Source organism: Kitasatospora sp. NPDC058115 (genome assembly GCF_042884635.1).
Taxonomy (GTDB): domain Bacteria; phylum Actinomycetota; class Actinomycetes; order Streptomycetales; family Streptomycetaceae; genus Kitasatospora.
The window spans coordinates 131,483-147,293 of sequence record NZ_JBHVTL010000017.1 but is presented as its reverse complement, the minus strand read 5'-3'; the positions used below and the strand labels follow the sequence as shown (position 1 = coordinate 147,293).

13 protein-coding genes are annotated in these 15,811 nt (G+C 74.6%); 7 read left to right on the top strand and 6 right to left on the bottom strand.

What is annotated here, in order from left to right:
- Nucleotides 1–229: 229 nt before the first annotated feature.
- On the top strand, nt 230–757 hold the full coding sequence (locus tag ACFVVL_RS19750; RefSeq protein WP_380294526.1) for an NUDIX domain-containing protein: 528 nt from the start codon (nt 230–232) through the stop codon (nt 755–757).
- 66 nt (nt 758–823) lie between these two features.
- On the opposite strand, the gene ACFVVL_RS19745 is transcribed toward ACFVVL_RS19750, so the two are convergent.
- The 4 genes from ACFVVL_RS19745 to ACFVVL_RS19730 form a co-directional block, all read right to left on the bottom strand.
- Nucleotides 824–2,203, bottom strand: a complete 1,380-nt coding sequence (locus ACFVVL_RS19745; RefSeq protein WP_387676844.1) for a globin domain-containing protein — start codon at nt 2,201–2,203, stop codon at nt 824–826.
- A 298-nt stretch (nt 2,204–2,501) separates the two neighbouring features.
- Nucleotides 2,502–3,857: a dihydrolipoamide acetyltransferase family protein gene (locus ACFVVL_RS19740; protein WP_387676955.1), complete on the bottom strand. Its 1,356-nt coding sequence runs from the start codon at nt 3,855–3,857 to the stop codon at nt 2,502–2,504.
- Nucleotides 3,858–3,862: 5 nt separating this feature from the next.
- Nucleotides 3,863–4,885 carry an alpha-ketoacid dehydrogenase subunit beta gene (locus ACFVVL_RS19735; RefSeq protein ID WP_387676841.1) on the bottom strand — a complete coding sequence of 341 codons (1,023 nt, stop codon included), beginning with the start codon at nt 4,883–4,885 and terminating at the stop codon, nt 3,863–3,865.
- Complete coding sequence (locus ACFVVL_RS19730) at nt 4,885–6,024, bottom strand: thiamine pyrophosphate-dependent dehydrogenase E1 component subunit alpha (protein WP_380294529.1); 1,140 nt, start codon at nt 6,022–6,024, stop codon at nt 4,885–4,887. The genes ACFVVL_RS19735 and ACFVVL_RS19730 overlap by 1 nt, the downstream gene beginning before the upstream one ends.
- Nucleotides 6,025–6,188: 164 nt before the next feature.
- On the opposite strand from ACFVVL_RS19730, the gene ACFVVL_RS19725 reads away from it, so the two are divergent.
- On the top strand, nt 6,189–6,641 hold the full coding sequence (locus ACFVVL_RS19725; RefSeq protein ID WP_380294530.1) for an Lrp/AsnC family transcriptional regulator: 453 nt from the start codon (nt 6,189–6,191) through the stop codon (nt 6,639–6,641).
- A 54-nt stretch (nt 6,642–6,695) separates the two neighbouring features.
- Here ACFVVL_RS19725 and ACFVVL_RS19720 read toward each other — a convergent pair whose 3' ends face one another.
- Nucleotides 6,696–7,280 carry a TetR/AcrR family transcriptional regulator gene (locus ACFVVL_RS19720; protein ID WP_380294531.1) on the bottom strand — a complete coding sequence of 195 codons (585 nt, stop codon included), beginning with the start codon at nt 7,278–7,280 and terminating at the stop codon, nt 6,696–6,698.
- A gap of 124 nt (nt 7,281–7,404) precedes the next feature.
- Between ACFVVL_RS19720 and ACFVVL_RS19715 the strand changes: the two genes are divergently transcribed.
- The 3 genes from ACFVVL_RS19715 (at nt 7,405) to ACFVVL_RS19705 (ending at nt 12,134) form a co-directional block, all read left to right on the top strand.
- Nucleotides 7,405–8,673, top strand: coding sequence for a hypothetical protein (locus ACFVVL_RS19715; protein ID WP_387676836.1), 1,269 nt, complete (start codon nt 7,405–7,407; stop codon nt 8,671–8,673).
- Between the two features lie 131 nt (nt 8,674–8,804).
- Nucleotides 8,805–10,505 (top strand): phenylacetic acid degradation protein PaaN, encoded by a 1,701-nt coding sequence (gene paaN / locus ACFVVL_RS19710; protein ID WP_380294533.1) that lies wholly within the window; start codon nt 8,805–8,807, stop codon nt 10,503–10,505.
- 135 nt (nt 10,506–10,640) lie between these two features.
- Nucleotides 10,641–12,134, top strand: a complete 1,494-nt coding sequence (locus ACFVVL_RS19705; RefSeq protein WP_387676833.1) for an FAD-dependent monooxygenase — start codon at nt 10,641–10,643, stop codon at nt 12,132–12,134.
- A 45-nt stretch (nt 12,135–12,179) separates the two neighbouring features.
- Here ACFVVL_RS19705 and ACFVVL_RS19700 read toward each other — a convergent pair whose 3' ends face one another.
- Nucleotides 12,180–12,746 carry a CGNR zinc finger domain-containing protein gene (locus ACFVVL_RS19700; RefSeq protein ID WP_387676830.1) on the bottom strand — a complete coding sequence of 189 codons (567 nt, stop codon included), beginning with the start codon at nt 12,744–12,746 and terminating at the stop codon, nt 12,180–12,182.
- A gap of 306 nt (nt 12,747–13,052) precedes the next feature.
- On the opposite strand from ACFVVL_RS19700, the gene ACFVVL_RS19695 reads away from it, so the two are divergent.
- Both ACFVVL_RS19695 and ACFVVL_RS19690 read left to right on the top strand, forming a co-directional pair.
- The gene (locus ACFVVL_RS19695) at nt 13,053–14,075 is read left to right on the top strand and encodes a hypothetical protein (RefSeq protein WP_380294536.1); all 1,023 of its coding nucleotides are present in this window, start codon (nt 13,053–13,055) and stop codon (nt 14,073–14,075) included.
- Between the two features lie 370 nt (nt 14,076–14,445).
- Entirely contained in the window at nt 14,446–15,801 is a 1,356-nt protein-coding gene (locus tag ACFVVL_RS19690) for a peptidoglycan-binding protein (RefSeq protein ID WP_387676827.1), read from the top strand.
- Nucleotides 15,802–15,811 lie beyond the last annotated feature (10 nt).

Genomic DNA, 15,811 nt, shown 5'->3' with positions numbered 1-15,811 from the left:
CGTCCCTGCAATGACTCTCACACGGTTCGCTCGGTAAAATCCTTTGAATCAAAGGTCATCAGATGGTAAAACCTAACTTTCAAAGAGCTGTTCAACGTTCATCTTCGCGATCAAAGATCTATCGCTGCTAGGAATCCTCCACGGACGGACGCACCCGTCGGCGGGCCGCGTTTCAGGCGCGCCGGGCGGCGGGAGAATCCCGCACAACGCTCCAGCCCCGGAGGTCGCCATGCGCACCCCGCCCCGCCCCGTCGTCAAGCGCACCGCCCGGGCGATCCTGCTGGAGGTCGACCCGAACGACCCGTACGGCCCGGCCTCGCTCGTGCTGATCAAGCGCACCCGCCCCGGCTCCCCGCACCCGTACTGGCTCACCCCCGGCGGCGGCGTCGAGCGCGACGACCGCACCGTGGTGGACGCGCTGCACCGCGAGGTGGACGAGGAACTCGGCGGCAAGGTGGTGGACGTGGTCCCCGCCTTCGTGGACACCATCAGCCACACGCACCACGACGACGGCACCCCGCTCCACCCGCACGGGGTGAAGGTGCAGCACTTCTTCGTCTGCCGGCTCGCCTCGATGGACCTCGACCGCCGGCACGGCCCCGAGGTCGACGAGCCCAACGGCGCGTACGAGGTGGTCCGGGTGCCGTTCACCCGTGAGGGCGTCACCTCGGTCAACGTGGTGCCGCCGAGCCTGCGGGCCTACCTGGCCGCCAACATCGAGGGCGTCCGCGCGCTGCTCGCGCCCGACCTGGGCTGACGGTCCGGACCCGCCCGACGTCGGCCCGGGCCGACGTCCGACCGCGTCCCGCACCCGGGCACGGCCTCACCGGGCGGCCAGGTCGTGCCGGATCCGTTCCGCCGGCAACCCGGCCCGCAGCAGCACCCCGCTCGTCCGCCGGACCATCGCGGGCGGCCCGGCGAGGTAGGCCGTCCGTCCGGTCCACGGGCCGAACCGGGCCACCGCCTCCGGGAGCCGGCCCGCCGACAGGCCGGCCGCGACCGCCTCCGCCGTCCCCGCACCGGGGCCGGACAGCACCGGACGCACCGTCAGCCAGTCGTGCCGGGCGGACAGCTCCCGCAGCCCGGCCAGCCCGTGGAGCTCCTCGGCGCGCCGGGCGCCGTAGACCACCTCGACCGAGCGGCCCGCCGCGCCGTACGCGGCCAGTTCCTCGACCAGGGCCAGCAGCGGCGCGATCCCGGTGCCGCCGCCCACCAGCAGCAGGTCCGCGCCGTCGGCGTGGTCCAGGGTCATCCCGCCGGCCGCCGGGCCGAGCCGCAGCACGTCCCCGGGCGCGGCCCGGCGCACCAGCGCGTTGCTCACCCAGCCCGCCTGCACCGCCTTGACGTGGAAGGTCAGCAGACCGTCCGGCCGGGGCGCCGAGGCGAACGAGAAGTGCCGCCGGACCCGCGGCCACCAGGGCGTCTCCAGAACGGTGTACTGCCCGGCCCGGTACGGGTAGGCCTGGTCGGGGCGGACGGTGAGCACCGCGACGTCCGGGGTGCGGCGCTCGTGCGCGACCACCTCGCCCTGCCACCAGGGCGGCGAGGTGCGGGCGTCCCGCTCGGCGGCCTCGATCATGATCGAGGAGACCAGCCGGTAGACCCGGCGCCAGGCCAGCTCGGTCTCCGCGGTCCACCGGCTGCCGGTGTACCTGGCGAGCGCCGCCAGCAGGCACTCGCCGACCGGGCCGTAGTGGCCGGTCAGCGTGCCGAACCGGCGGTGCGCGCAGCCCAGTGCGCCCAGGTACGCGCGCAGGTCCTGCGGCTCCCCGGCGCCGCGGGCGGCCATCAGCAGGGCGCGGAAGAGGCGGTCGCGCTGGACGTCCATGGCGGCCGGGAAGAGCGCCCTGATCTCGGGGTGGCCGAGGAAGAGGAGCGCGTAGAACTGCGCGGTGGCCCGGTCGGCGACCGGCTCGACCACGGCCAGGCAGGACCGGACCAGTTCGAGGTCCCGGGCGGTCGGCGGCTGCTCGGCGGGTCCGCCGGGGTCCGGGGCGGGCGGCACCGGGGCGAGCGGCGGAACGGCCCAGTTGAGGCCGGGGGCGCTGGTGAACAGCGGCTCGATCGCCCGGGCCGGCGCCGGTCCGGCGGCGTCCGGCCGGCTCGGCGCGGGGACCGCGGGCGGCCCGGCCGGCGGCGGCGGAACGGCGGCCGGCACCACCGACGGGGTGACCGGCGGCAGGTCCGGGGGATCCGAGGGCATCGGCGGAACGGCGGAGGCCGCCACCGAGCCGGGCCCGGTCCTGACCAGGAGTGTTCTGCGGGACTTCACCGCAACGTTTCGAGTACCCAAGAAAATCGTTTCGCCTCCGGCCGGCCTTCGCCACCACCTGGCTTGTCTCGGTTGACGCCCAGGAAGCGTGACATGCCCGGAGTGCTCATCCGACGAATAGCGCGAAGCCCTGACACCCGCCCCCGGGACGCGCTACTCTCGCTCGATCCGTGTCGCCCTGGGTGGCGGCTCCACCACCCAGGGCGACCGTCGCCGCCGGCCGGGACCCTCAGAGCTGCCGCAGCAGCAGGCCCGGCCGCTCGACGCAGTCCGCCACGAACCGCAGGAACCCGCCCGCGGTGCCGCCGTCGCAGACCCGGTGGTCGAAGGTGAACGACAGCTGGGTGACCTCGCGCACCGCCAGCTCCCCCTGGTGGACCCAGGGTTTGGCGACGATCCGGCCGACCCCGAGCATCGCCGCCTCCGGGTGGTTGAGGATCGGGGTCGAGCCGTCCACGCCGAACACCCCGTAGTTGTTCAGGGTGAACGTACCGCCGGTCAGCTCGGCCGGCGCGATCGACCCGGTCCGCGCCGCCTCGGTCAACCGGCCCAGCTCGACGCCGAGTTGCTCGGTGGTGAGGCGCTGCGCGTCCCGCACCACCGGGACGACCAGACCGCGCTCGCCCTGGGCCGCGAAGCCCAGGTGCACCGCCGGGTGCCGTCGGATGCCCGAACCGTCCTCCGTCACACTGGAGTTGAGCTCGGGGAACCGCTCCAGCGCGACGGTGCAGATCCGGGCGAGCAGGGCCAGCACGCTCACCTTCGGACCCGGAGCGGCGTTCAACTGCCGCCGGAGCGCCATCAGTTCGGTGGCGTCGGCGTCCACCCAGCAGGTGGCGGCGGGGATCTCCCGGTGGCTGCGGCCGAGCTTCTCGGCCACCGCCTTGCGCAGCCCGCGCAGCGGGACGACCTCCCCGGCGGCGGCCGTGGCCGGGGCCGGGACGGCCGGGGTGGCCGGCGCGGCCGGGGCGGCGACCCGCGCCGCGACCGCCCGTTCGACGTCCGCCCGCATGATCAGCCCGTCCGGCCCGCTGCCGGGGACCGTCGCCAGGTCGACGCCCTGCTCCCGGGCCAGCCGCCGCACCAGCGGCGAGATCACCGGCAGCACGGCCGGCGCCCGCACCACCGCCGGAACCGGTACGGCCACCGGGGCGGGCGCGGTCACCGGCGCGGGCGCGGTCACCGGCGCGGCCGGAGCGGCCACCCCCGCACCGACCCGGCGCCGCCGTCCGCTGCGCCCCGGTTCGGCGACCCCGTACCCGACCAGCGGCCGCTCCACCTCCGCCGCCGGTCCGGCCACCACCTCGACCGCCACCGCGAGCGGCTGCTCGCCCTCGCCCGGCGCCACCGCGACCGTCACCAGCGGCGCGCCGACCGCGATCTCCTGGCCCACCTCGCCGAACAGCGCGGTCACCACCCCGCCGTACGGACAGGGCACCTCCACCACGGCCTTGGCGGTCTCCACCTCCACCACCGGCTGGTCGACCGCGATCACCTCGCCGACCTCCACCAGCCAGCGCACCACCTCCGCCCCGGTGAGTCCCTCACCGAGGTCGGGCAGGGTGAACTCGCGCACGACGGGCATCATCCTCAGTCCTCCCACTGGAGCCGGGCGACCGCGTCCAGGATCCGGTCCACCCCGGGCAGGTGGTGGTGCTCCAGCATCGGCGGCGGGTACGGGATGTCGAAGCCGGTGACCCGCAGCACGGGCGCGGCCAGGTGGTGGAAGCAGCGCTCGGTGACCCGGGCGGCGATCTCCGCGCCGGTGCCGCCGAAGCCGCCGGCCTCGTGCACCACCACGGCCCGGCCGAGCGAGCGCACCACCCGGCAGACCGTCTCGTCGTCGAACGGCACCAGGGTGCGCAGGTCCAGCACCGCGAGGTCCCAGCCCTCGGCCTTCGCCACCTCGGCCGCCTCCAGGCAGACCGGCAGCGAGGGGCCGTAGGTGATCAGCACCGCCGAGCTGCCGGTGCGGCGCAGCACGGCCCGCCCGACCGGCTCGACCGGCACGGCCGGGTCGAACTCCGCCTTGCCCCAGTACAGCCGCTTGGGCTCCAGGAAGACCACCGGGTCGTCCGAGGCGATCGAGGCCCGCAGCAGCCCGTAGGCGTCGGCCACCGTCGCGGGGGTGACCACGTGCAGTCCCGGGGTCGAGGCGTAGTACGCCTCGGAGGCGTCGCTGTGGTGCTCGACGCCGCCGATGCCGCCGCCGTAGGGGATCCGGACGGTGATTGGCAGCGGCAGCCGGCCGGCCGTGCGGTTGCGCATCTTGGCGACGTGCGAGAACAGCTGCTCCAGCGCCGGGTAGGCGAAGGCGTCGAACTGCATCTCCACCACCGGCCGCAGCCCGTACATGGCCATGCCGACGGCGGTGCCGAGGATGCCCGCCTCGGCCAGCGGGGTGTCCAGGCAGCGGTCCGGGCCGAACTCGGCGGTCAGCCCGTCGGTGATCCGGAAGACGCCGCCGAGCGCGCCGACGTCCTCGCCGAGCACGTGCACCGCGGGGTCCTCGCGCATGGCGTCGCGCAGCGCCGCGTTGAGCGCCTGCGCCATGCTCGCGGTGCGGGCGCCGGCGGCGGGGGAGGCGGCGGTGGGGGAAGCGGCCGTCGTCATCAGTGCTGCACCTCGGCCTCGGCGGCCAGCTCCTCGGCCAACCGCGCGGCCTGCTCGCGCAGTTGCGGGGTGGGCTCGGCGTACACGTGGGCGAACAGGGACATCGGGTCGAGCTCCGGGTCGGCGTGGAACTCGGCCCGCATCCGGGCCGCGAGCGCCTCGCCCTCGTCGGCCGCCTCCTGCACCAGGGCGTCGTCCAGCACCCCGAGTCCGCGCAGTGCGCGCTCCATCAGCAGAATCGGGTCGTGCTCGCGCCAGGCCGCCACCTCGGCCTCGGTCCGGTAGCGGGTGGCGTCGTCGGCGTTGGTGTGCGCCTCGGCCCGGTAGGTCAGCGCCTCGACCAGGGTCGGGCCGCCGCCGGTCCGGGCCCGCTCGACGGCCTCGGCCAGGACGGTGTGCACGGCGGGCGCGTCGTTGCCGTCCACCAGCCGGCCGGGCATCCCGTAGCCGACGGCCTTGTGCGCCAGGGTCGGGGCGGCGGACTGCGCGCCGAGCGGGACGGAGATCGCGTAGCCGTTGTTCTGGACCAGGAAGACCACCGGGGCCCGGAGCACGGCGGCGAAGTTCAGCGCCTCGTGGAAGTCGCCCTCGCTGGTGCCGCCGTCGCCGAGCAGGGCCAGCGCGACCACCGGGTCGCCGCTCAGCCGGGCGGCGTGGGCCAGTCCGACGGCGTGCGGGCCCTGGGTGGCCAGCGGGGTGCAGAGCGGGGCGGTGCGGCTGGCGCGCGGGTCGTAGCCGGTGTGGGCGTTGCCGCGCAGCAGGGTGAGCGCCTCCAGCGGGTCCACGCCGCGGGAGACCACGGCCAGGGTGTCGCGGTAGCTGGGGAACAGCCAGTCGCGCTCGCCGAGCACCAGCGCGGCGGCGACCTGGCAGGCCTCCTGCCCGGTCGAGGCCGGGTAGACGGCGAGCCGGCCCTGCTTGGTGAGCGTGGTGGCCTGCTGGTTGTACCGGCGGCCGACGACCAGGCGGCGGTACAGCTCGCGGAGCAGGGCGGGGTCGTACTTCTCCAGTGCGGGGGTACCGAGGACCCGGACGGGAGCGGTGTCCGGGAGCAGCGGGGCCGGGTCGGTGCGGGGGGCGGTGGCCCCGGGCAGCCAGCCGGGCACCGACGTGCGGTGTCTGTGGTCGAGAACGGTCATCTCGGGGCACCTCCAGGGGTGGCGGGGGCTCCCTACCGATTGTTCGGTCGTCTGTTCATCTTGACCAGAAGCGTGCGAAGGTGGTGGACAATCGGCCCGGGGGGCGGTCGACTGGTGGCAGTTGGTCCAATCGGTGGGGGTGGGGGGTCATGTCGGCTGAACAGATGTCCAGACTCGACCGGGTCGACCGGGCGATCCTGCGGCTGCTGCAGCAGGACGGCCGGGCCTCGATCCGCTCGGTGGCCGAGCGGGTGCACGTGTCGCGGGCGAACGCGTACGCCCGGATATCCAGGATGGTCGAGGACGGGGTCATTCGCGGCTTCACCGCCAGGGTGGACCACGAACGCGCAGGTCAGGGCGCATCCGCCTACATCACCCTGAAGATCGTGCAGAACTCCTGGCGCACCGTGCGCGAGCAGCTGCTGGCCCTGCCCGGGGTCGCGCACATCGCGCTGGTCGGCGGCGACTTCGACGTCCTGCTGCTGGTGCACACCGCCGACAACCGGGCCCTGCGGGAGCTGGTGCTGGGCAGCATCCAGTCGATCCCCCAGGTGCTCGGCACCCGCACCATGCTGGTCTTCGAGGAGACCGACCAGGTCCCCCCGGACCAGCCCTGAGCCCCGGACCAGCCCTGAGCCCCGGACCGTCGGCTGCCCCGCGGACCCGTCCGGTCAGCGGGCCCGCAGACCGTCGAAGGCCAGGTGGACCACCGCGTCCGCGACCCCGTCGGCGCTCCTGTGGCCCGGCCGGTACCACTCCACGATGGAGTTGATCATGCCGAAGAGCAGCCGGGTGGCCAGCCGGGGTTCGACGTCCGCCCGCAGCGCGCCGTCCGCCACCGCGGCCCGCAGCAGCTCGGCCACCTGGTGGTCGAACTCCCGGCGGCGCTCCAGCGCCCACTGCTCGGTGGCCGTGTTGCCGCGCACCCGCAGCAGCAGGGTGACGTAGGGCAGCTCCGCCAGCAGCACCTCGGCGGTCCGCCGCACGACGTGCTCCAGCCGCTCCACCGCCGTCCCGTCGACCGCGCCCGGCTCGGAGAGGATCCCGAACAGCCCGTCCAGCGCCCGCCCGACGGCGAGCCGGAGCAGCTCCTCCTTGCCGCGCACGTGGTGGTAGATCGACGACTTGGAGATCCCGGCCGCGCGCGACAGGTCCTCCATCGAGGTGCCGTCGTAGCCGCGCTCGTTGAAGACGTCGACGGTCACCGCGAGCAGGGACTCCACGGTGTAGGCGGTACGCGTGGTGTGATCGGCCATCCTCCGAGTATGGCCGCCCGCCCCGGTGCCGCGGTGCCCGGGTGCCCTGGTCCACACCAAATCCCGGGCCCACGCCCTAGACTCGGCGGACGATCCGTCCGTGGCCGAGCAGGTGGGGTAGTCGATGAGCGCAATACCGGCAGTCGAGTCCGATCTGCCCGAGCAGCGCAGCGACGGCTCCACGGACCGGCCCGCGGCCGACTGGCGCGAGCGCGCCCGCGACCTGGTCCTGCGTTTCGGCCCGGCGGTCTGGTGCTACGCCGTGCTGAAGCTGCTCGGCTTCACCGTCTTCATGAAGCTGCTCTCCTTCTCCGGGGACTACCTGGAGAAGCACCCCCGGTTCGGCGGCGGCGCCAACCCCTGGGACGTGCTGGCCAGCTGGGACGGCTGGTGGTACCAGCAGGTCGCCCAGTTCGGCTACCACCCGGCGCTGGTGCCGGTCCCCGGGGGCACTCCCGGCTTCACCATCGAGCAGAACTCGGCCGCCTTCTTCCCGCTCTACCCCGGCCTGATGCGGCTGGTCTCGGAGATCAGCCCGTTCGGCCTGTACGGCGCCGGGATGCTGGTCTCGGTGGTCGCCTCGCTGTTCGCCGCGGCCGGCATCTACGCGGTGGTGGACCGGATGGCCGGTCCGCGCGCGGGCGTGATCGCGGCCGGGCTGTGGGCGATCGCCCCGGGCTCGGGCGCCGAGTGGGCGCTGTACTCCGACTCGCTGTTCATCGCGCTGGCCGCCTGGGCCTGCTACTTCGTGATGACCAAGCAGTGGGTGACGGCCGGGGCGATCACCCTGGTCGCCGGCCTCAACCGCCCCACCTCGGCGGCGCTGATCGGCGCGGTCGGCCTGGCCGCGCTGGTGGAGCTGTACCGGCGGGAGAGCGGGGTGCTGCGCCCGCTGACCGCGATGCTGCTGGCCCCGCTCGGGCTGCTCGGCTACGTCGGCTGGGTGGGCTGGCGGATGGGCGACTGGGGCGGCTACTTCACGCTCCAGCGGGACGCCTGGCTGCACTACTTCGACTGGGGCCAGGGCACCTGGCGGGCGGTGCGCGGCATCCTGCTGGGCCGCAACGACTACCCGTTCGCCTACCACACCTCGGACATGCTGGCGACGCTGCTGGTGCTGAGCCTGCCGGTGCTGATCGTGCTGCTGGTCCGGCTGCGCCCGCCGCTGGTGCTGACCGCCTACACGCTGGCGACCATCGTCTCGGTGCTCGGCAGCCTGGGCATCTTCGGCAACACCTCGCGCTACCTGCTGCCGGCGTTCCCGCTGCTGATCGCGCTCGCGGTGGCGATGCGGAAGCTGAGCTGGCCGGTGCTGGCCACCGCGCTCGGCACCGGGGCGCTCGCCTCCGGCTGGTACGCCGGTTACGTCATCTTCGAGCTGGGCATCCCGTAGGCCCCGCCGTCACCGCCCGACGGGAGCGCGTCCGGAACCCGCCGGACGCGCTTCTCATTTGCCTCTTGAGCCGACCGATCGTTCGGTTACTCTGTGACGTGTCCCGTCCTCCCCTCTGAGGAGCGCACACCATGTCCGCAGCGGTCACCCACCCCCACGTCGCCGAGCTCGTCGAACGCCACCGGGCCACCCTGGAGGCCGCCGTCGACGCCGCCGCCAAGCGCGACTACTGGTCGCCCTACCCCGAGTTCCCGAAGGCCTACGGCGAGAGCGGCGCCGCGGACGGCAGGGCCGCCTTCGAGGCGCTGCTGAACCGGCCGTTCGAGCTGCCCGGCCACCCCGCCGACGGCGACCTGGTCGGCGGCGAGGCCTCCCCGTACGGCCTGGAGCTGGGCATCGGCTACCCGCACGCCGGACCGGACGCCCTGATCGCCGCGCTGACCGCCGCCCGCCCGGCCTGGGCCGCCGCCGGGCCGCTCGCCCGCGCCGCCGTCTGCCTGGAGATCCTGGCCCGGATCAACGCCCGCTCGCACGAGTTCGCCAACGCCGTCATGCACACCACCGGCCAGGCCTACCCGATGGCCTTCCAGGCCGGCGGCCCGCACGCCCAGGACCGCGGCCTGGAGGCCGTCGCCTACGCGTACACCGAGCAGACCCGGCTGCCGGAGAGCGCCGGCTGGACCAAGCCGCAGGGCAAGCGCGACCCGCTCGTGATGACCAAGGAGTTCACCGTCGTCCCGCGCGGCCTGGCGCTGCTGATCGGCTGCAACACCTTCCCCACCTGGAACGGCTTCCCCGGCCTGTTCGCCTCGCTGGCCACCGGCAACCCGGTGCTGGTCAAGCCGCACCCGCGCGCCGTCCTCCCGCTGGCGCTCACCGTCCGCACCGCCCGCGAGGTGCTCGCCGAGGCCGGTTTCGACCCCGACCTGGTCTGCCTGGCCGCCGAGCACGAGGGCGGCACCGTGGCCGCCACCCTGGCCGTGCGCCCGGAGATCAAGCTGATCGACTACACCGGCTCCACCGCCTTCGGCGACTGGCTGGAGGAGCACGCCCGGCAGGCCGAGGTCTACACCGAGAAGGCCGGCGTCAACACCGTGGTCGTCGACTCCACCGACGACTACCGGGGCATGCTGAACAACCTGGCCTTCTCGCTCTCGCTGTACAGCGGCCAGATGTGCACCACCCCGCAGAACCTGCTGATCCCGCGCGGCGGCATCGGCACCGACCAGGGCGCCAAGTCCTACGACGAGGTGGTCCGCGACCTCGCCGCCGCCGTCGAGGGCCTGCTCTCCGACGACGCCCGCGCCACCGCCGTCCTCGGCGCCGTGGTCAACCCCGGCGTGCTCCGGCGCTCGGCCGCCGCGGCCGGCGGCGAGTACGGCGAACTCGCCCTCGCGCCGCGGGCGGTGCAGCACCCGGAGTTCCCCGGCGCGACCGTCCGCACCCCCGCGCTGGTCAAGCTGGACGCCGACAAGCCGGACGACCGCGCGATCTACCGCAGCGAGTGCTTCGGCCCGGTCTCCTTCGCCGTCGCGGTCGAGGACACCGCCGCCGCGGTCGCGCTGCTGCGCGAGACCGTGCGCACCCGGGGCGCGATGACCGCCTCCGGCTACACCACCTCGCCCGAGGTCGAGGCCGCCCTGGTCGAGGCCGCGCTCGACGCCGGCGTCTCGCTCTCGCTCAACCTCACCGGCGGGGTGTACGCCAACCAGACCGCCGCCTTCTCCGACCTGCACGGCACCGGCGCCAACCCGGCCGCCAACTCCGCCTACTGCGACGGCGCGTTCGTCGCCAACCGGTTCCGCACCGTGGAGATCCGCCGGCACAGCTGAGTGCCGCTCGCCTCCGGTCCCCGGCCACTCGCCGGGGGCCGGAGATTCACAACCTCACTCCCGGGCAGCGATGATGGAGGCGGGGAAACGCCACACCCGGCGTCCAGCCGCTGTTCGAGCACCGGGAGCTGACACATGAGCGAGAAGCAGACCGTCACCGACGTCATCGTGGTCGGCGCCGGACCGACCGGACTGCTGCTGGCCGGCGATCTCGCCGCCGCCGGGCTGGACGTCACCGTGCTGGAGAAGCGCGCCGCCGAGTCCAACCTCACCCGGGCCTTCGCCGTCCACGCCCGCAGCCTGGAACTGCTGGACGCCCGCGGCCTCGCCGACGAGCTCATCACCGACGGCCGCCCCGTCACCTCGCTGAACGCCTTCAACCGGGCCAGGATCGACCTCGGCAGCCTGCCCACCCGCTTCCCGTTCGTCCTGATGACGCCGCAGTACCGGACCGAACAGCTGCTGCTGGACCGGGCGGTGAAGGCGGGCGCGCGGATCCTGCGCGGCGCCGAGGTGACCGGCCTGCACCAGGACGCCGAGGGCGTCACGGTCGAGACCGTCGAGGACGGCGCCGCCGCCACCCACCGGGCCCGCTACGCGGTGGGCGCCGACGGCGTCCACTCCACCGTCCGTGACCTGCTCGGCCTGCCCTTCCCCGGCGAGTCGGTGGTCGACTCGATGCTGCTGGCCGACGTCCGGCTCGAACGCGACCCCGACGACGGGCTCGCCGCCGGCGCCGACGAGGACGGCCTCGCCCTCCTGGTGCCGTTCGGCGACGGCTGGTACCGGGTCCTCGCCTGGGACCGCAACGAGCAGCTCCCGGACGGCGCCGTGCCGGAGCTCGACCTGATCGCCGCCATCGCCCGCCGCGCCCTCGGCGAGGACTACGGGCTGCACGACGTCCGCTGGAGCTCCACCTTCCACAGCGACGAGCGGCAGGTCCCCGACTACCGCTCCGGGCGGGTCTTCCTGGCCGGTGACGCGGCCCACTGCCACTCCCCGGCGGGCGGCCTCGGCATGAACACCGGCCTCCAGGACGCCGCCAACCTCTCCTGGAAGCTCGCCGCCGTCCTGCGCGGGCGGGCCACCGACGCGCTGCTCGACAGCTACCAGGCCGAGCGGCACCCGGTCGGCCGGGCGGCCCTGCGCGTCTCCGGCGCGATGATCCGGGTCGCCGTCGCCCAGTCCGCCGCCACCCGGGCGCTGCGCGGCGCGCTGGTCTCGGTCGCCGGGCACCTGGACACGCTCGTCGAGCGCGGCGCCCGCACCGTCTCCGGCATCGGCATCGCCTACCCGGCGCCCAAGGACGCCCACCCGCTGGTCGGCAAGCGCGTCCCGGACCTTCGGCTGACCGCCCTGGAACAGCCCCGCGAGGGCGCCCCGGCCGCTCCCGAGCGGCTCTACGAGGCCCTGCGGGCCGGGAGGTTCGTCCTGGTCAGCAATGACGAGGTGGCGGCCGCCGACCCGTGGGCGGACCGTCTGGTCACCGCCGCCCCGGCCGACCCGCACGGCAAGCTGCGCGACACCGTGCTGCTGATCCGCCCGGACGGCTACGCCGCCTGGGCCGCCGTCGACCCGGGCGCCGGCGAGCTGCGCGCCGCGCTCACCGAGTGGCTCGGCGAGGCCTGACCCGGCCCGCCGGGCGCGGCCCCGGGGCGCACGGCCGTCCCGGGGTCAGCCCTTGGCCTTCTCGTAGTGCCGGGCCGCCTTCGCCCGGTTGCCACACACCGCCATCCGGCACCAGCGGCGGCGGCCGTTCTGCGAGGTGTCGAAGAAGTGCAGGATGCACGCCTCGTGCGCACACTTCTTGATCCGCTGCGGCCCCTGGGCCAGCAGCCCCAGGAAGTCGTCCACCACCAGCCAGGCGGCCAGCCGCTGCGGCCCGTCCACCTCGACCCGGTCCACCGGCCCGGCCGCCGAGGCCTCCCGCCGCACCCGCCCGTGCCGCAGCACCGCGTCCAGCCCGGCCAGCTCGCCGGCCCCGGGCAGCCGGCCCGCGTCCAGCTCGCGCACCGCCGCCGCCAGCGCCTCCCGCGCCTGCCGGAGGGCGGCCAGCCCGGCCTCGTCCGCCGCGCACCGCGGGGCCAGCCCGGCCGAGGAGAGCCAGATCGCGTGGCCGTCCGGCGCGTCGAGCAGGTCGTTGACCGGCACCCCGGCCCACCGCGTGTTCAGCAGGTCGAGCGCGAGCGGCTCACCGAGCAGCGGGCGCGGGTCCCGCGGGTCTGCTGTCCGCTCCGTCATCGGCACTCCCAAGCTCTCGAACGGTCCCCGAGTCTACGGCCGGCCCCGTCCGGGCGGTTCCTGGCCGGAACAGGACAGCGCCCGGCCGGATCCCGCCGCCCGCCCGGGGAGCGGTCGGTGTGTTTCCGTACTGTTTCAAGATCGCTCACCGGGCGGTCCACCCCCCGTGACCACTGTCATACGCACGACTGATGACGTAGCCTCTCGACCGTGCATAGGGTTCCCCACAGCTCGGCGAGGCCATTGACGGCGCGTTCCGGCGCCGCACCGGGTCTGCCGAACCCGCTCGGTGGGGAAGGTAACCACATGGCCTCACAGCACCCCCAGGACGCACGACTCAGACTGGTCGGGCCGCGCCAGGACGCACCCGCGCCCGCTCCCCGGCCACCCGCTCCGCCGCTGTCGCCCGCGCCGACGCCCGGACGCCCCAGCCCCACCGGCGGCTTCGCCGACACCCTGCATGTGGCGATCGAGGCCAGCGGCCTCAGCCTGGACCGGATCCGCGCCGCGCTCGCCCAACGGGGCGTCAGAGTCAGTGTCACCACGCTGAGTTACTGGCGGCGCGGGCGCAGCCAGCCGGAGCGGGCCAGTTCGCTGCGCGCCGTGCACCTGCTGGAGGAGCTGCTCGGCCTGCCGCACTCCACGCTGTCCGCGCTGCTCGGCCCGCCCCGTCCGCGCGGCCGCTGGGCGGCCAACGCCACCACCAGCCACCTGCGGCTGGAGGACGTCTGGCCGGGCGAGCAGGACATCTCCGACGTGTTCACCGAACTCGACGCGCCGCCGGCCGGCGAGCTGGAGCGGCTCTCGGTCCACGACTCGTACTACGTGGACGCCGACCGGCGCGGCAACCTGCTGCGGCTGCGCCAGGTGGTCCGCGCCACGGTGGCCGGGGTGACCCGCTGCCTGGTGGTGCACAAGGCCGACGAGGAGGGGACCGGCTGCCCGGAGATCACCGGTGTGCGGCACGGCCGGCTCGGCCGGGTGCGCCGCCGCACCGAGGCCGGGCTGATCGTCGGCGAGGTGATGCTGGACCGTCCGCTGGGCCTCGGTGACAGCACCGTCTTCGAGTACGAGGTGGAGATCCCCTCCGGCGGCGCCCGGACGACCGAGTACAGCCGCCGCTTCGCCACGCCGGTGCGCGAGTACGTGCTCCAGGTCCACTTCGACCCGGCGACGGTGCCGGTGCACTGCGAGCGCTACGACCGCGACCCGGGGGCGGACGTCGACCGGCGCCGCGAGCAGCTCTGGATCGGCGCCTCCGCCAGTGCCCACGTCCTCGCCCCCGACCAGCAGCCGGGCCACATCGGCGTCCGCTGGGAGTGGGAGTAGCCGCTCCGCGGCCCGGCGCCCGCGCGCCCGCTCCGTCGCACCGCCCCTCCGCATGCTTGTCATGGCACAGCCATTCCCGGAATACCTAACCGTTGAAACCCACAGTACCGGTTGACTCGCTCTCGACCCGGCCCCTGCCGCCGAGCCGACCCGTCGGCGCCACCCCTCCCAGCACCTCCCGTCACTCCCCGCCACACCGGGCACGCTGAACGGCCGTCACCCGTTCGGAGCAATCCGCCGTGCCGATCATGCGTCCGCTTTGGGACTTTGGTCCCGATAACACGCGGTGTGCCCCTGGGAAGGACCGTGCTGTCACGTCGTCAGCGGCCTGACAGCAGCGTCCCCCAGCAGGAGAGACAAGAGGCGGAGAATGACCCGAACCGAGCAGCTGACCCCCTTGGTGGAATTCGACGAGGTGGAGCCGGACGAGGACTGCATATGCGGGGGCTGCTGCGCCCGCCGCCGGGCCCGGCTGCACGCCGCGCCGGTGCACGAGGGCGGACACGCGGCAGCCCGCAGCGTCCGGCGCCGGGCCGCCGTGCTGATGGCCGCCGTCGGGACCGCGCTCGGCGGCGGCGCGGCCGGCGCGGCCACCGCCGTCGCGGCTCCCGCCCCGACCCCGACCCCCGGCGGCTCCGCCAGCCCCCGCACCGAGACCCCGCAGGGCGAGGTCAGCGGCCTCTACGGCGAGTCCCCCTCCGCCCGCTCGTTCGCCGCACCGCGCGCCGCCGCGGCCCCGGTCACCCGGGCCCAGATCATCGAACGGGCCCAGCGCTGGGTCGACCAGAAGGTCCCGTACAGCATGAGCCGGTACTGGTCGGACGGCTACCGCCAGGACTGCTCCGGCTTCGTCTCGATGGCCTGGGGGCTGGGCACCAGCCAGACCACCTGGACCCTGCCGAACTTCGCCGACCGGATCACCAAGGCCGACCTCCAGCCCGGCGACATCCTGGTCTACAACAACCCGGCCAGCCCGCAGTCCGGCTCCCACGTGACGATCTTCGGCGGCTGGACGGACTCCACCCGCACCCGCTACCTCGCATACGAGCAGACCTCCCCGACCACCCTCAAGCGCTCCACCCCGTACGCGTACTGGAACAACTCGGCCTCCTACGTCCCGTACCGCTACAAGGGCCTCGCCGCCGGCGGCAGCGGCGGCAGCAGCAGCGGCGGGAACTCCTCGTCGACGGCCTTCCCGGGGGCCGGCTCGTTCGGCCCGGGCGCCAACAATGCCTACGTCACCGAGCTCGGCCGGCTGCTGGTGCAGCGCGGCGGCGGCCGCTTCTACAGCGAGGGGCCGGGCCCGCGCTGGGGCGAGGCCGACCGGCGGGCCACCGAGGCCTTCCAGCTCGCCCAGGGCTGGCGCGGCAGCGAGGCGGACGGCATCCCGGGCAAGGCCACCTGGGACTACCTGGTCAACGGCAAGGGCCGCGACATCGGGGGCGGCACCCCGCTGCCGCCCCCGCCGGTCACTCCCGGCACCGGCGTGCCGGCCTTCCCGGGCACCGACAAGTTCGGCCCGGGCGCCAACAACGACTGGGTGCGCCTGCTCGGCGAGCAGCTGGTCCGCAAGGGCTACGGCCGCTCCTACACCGAGGGCCCGGGCCCGCGCTGGACGGACGCCGACCGGCGCAACGTGCAGGCCTTCCAGGAGGCCCAGGGCTGGCGCGGCGCCGAGGCGGACGGCTACCCCGGCCCGGACACCTGGAAGCGGCTGTTCTCCTGACGGCAGGTCC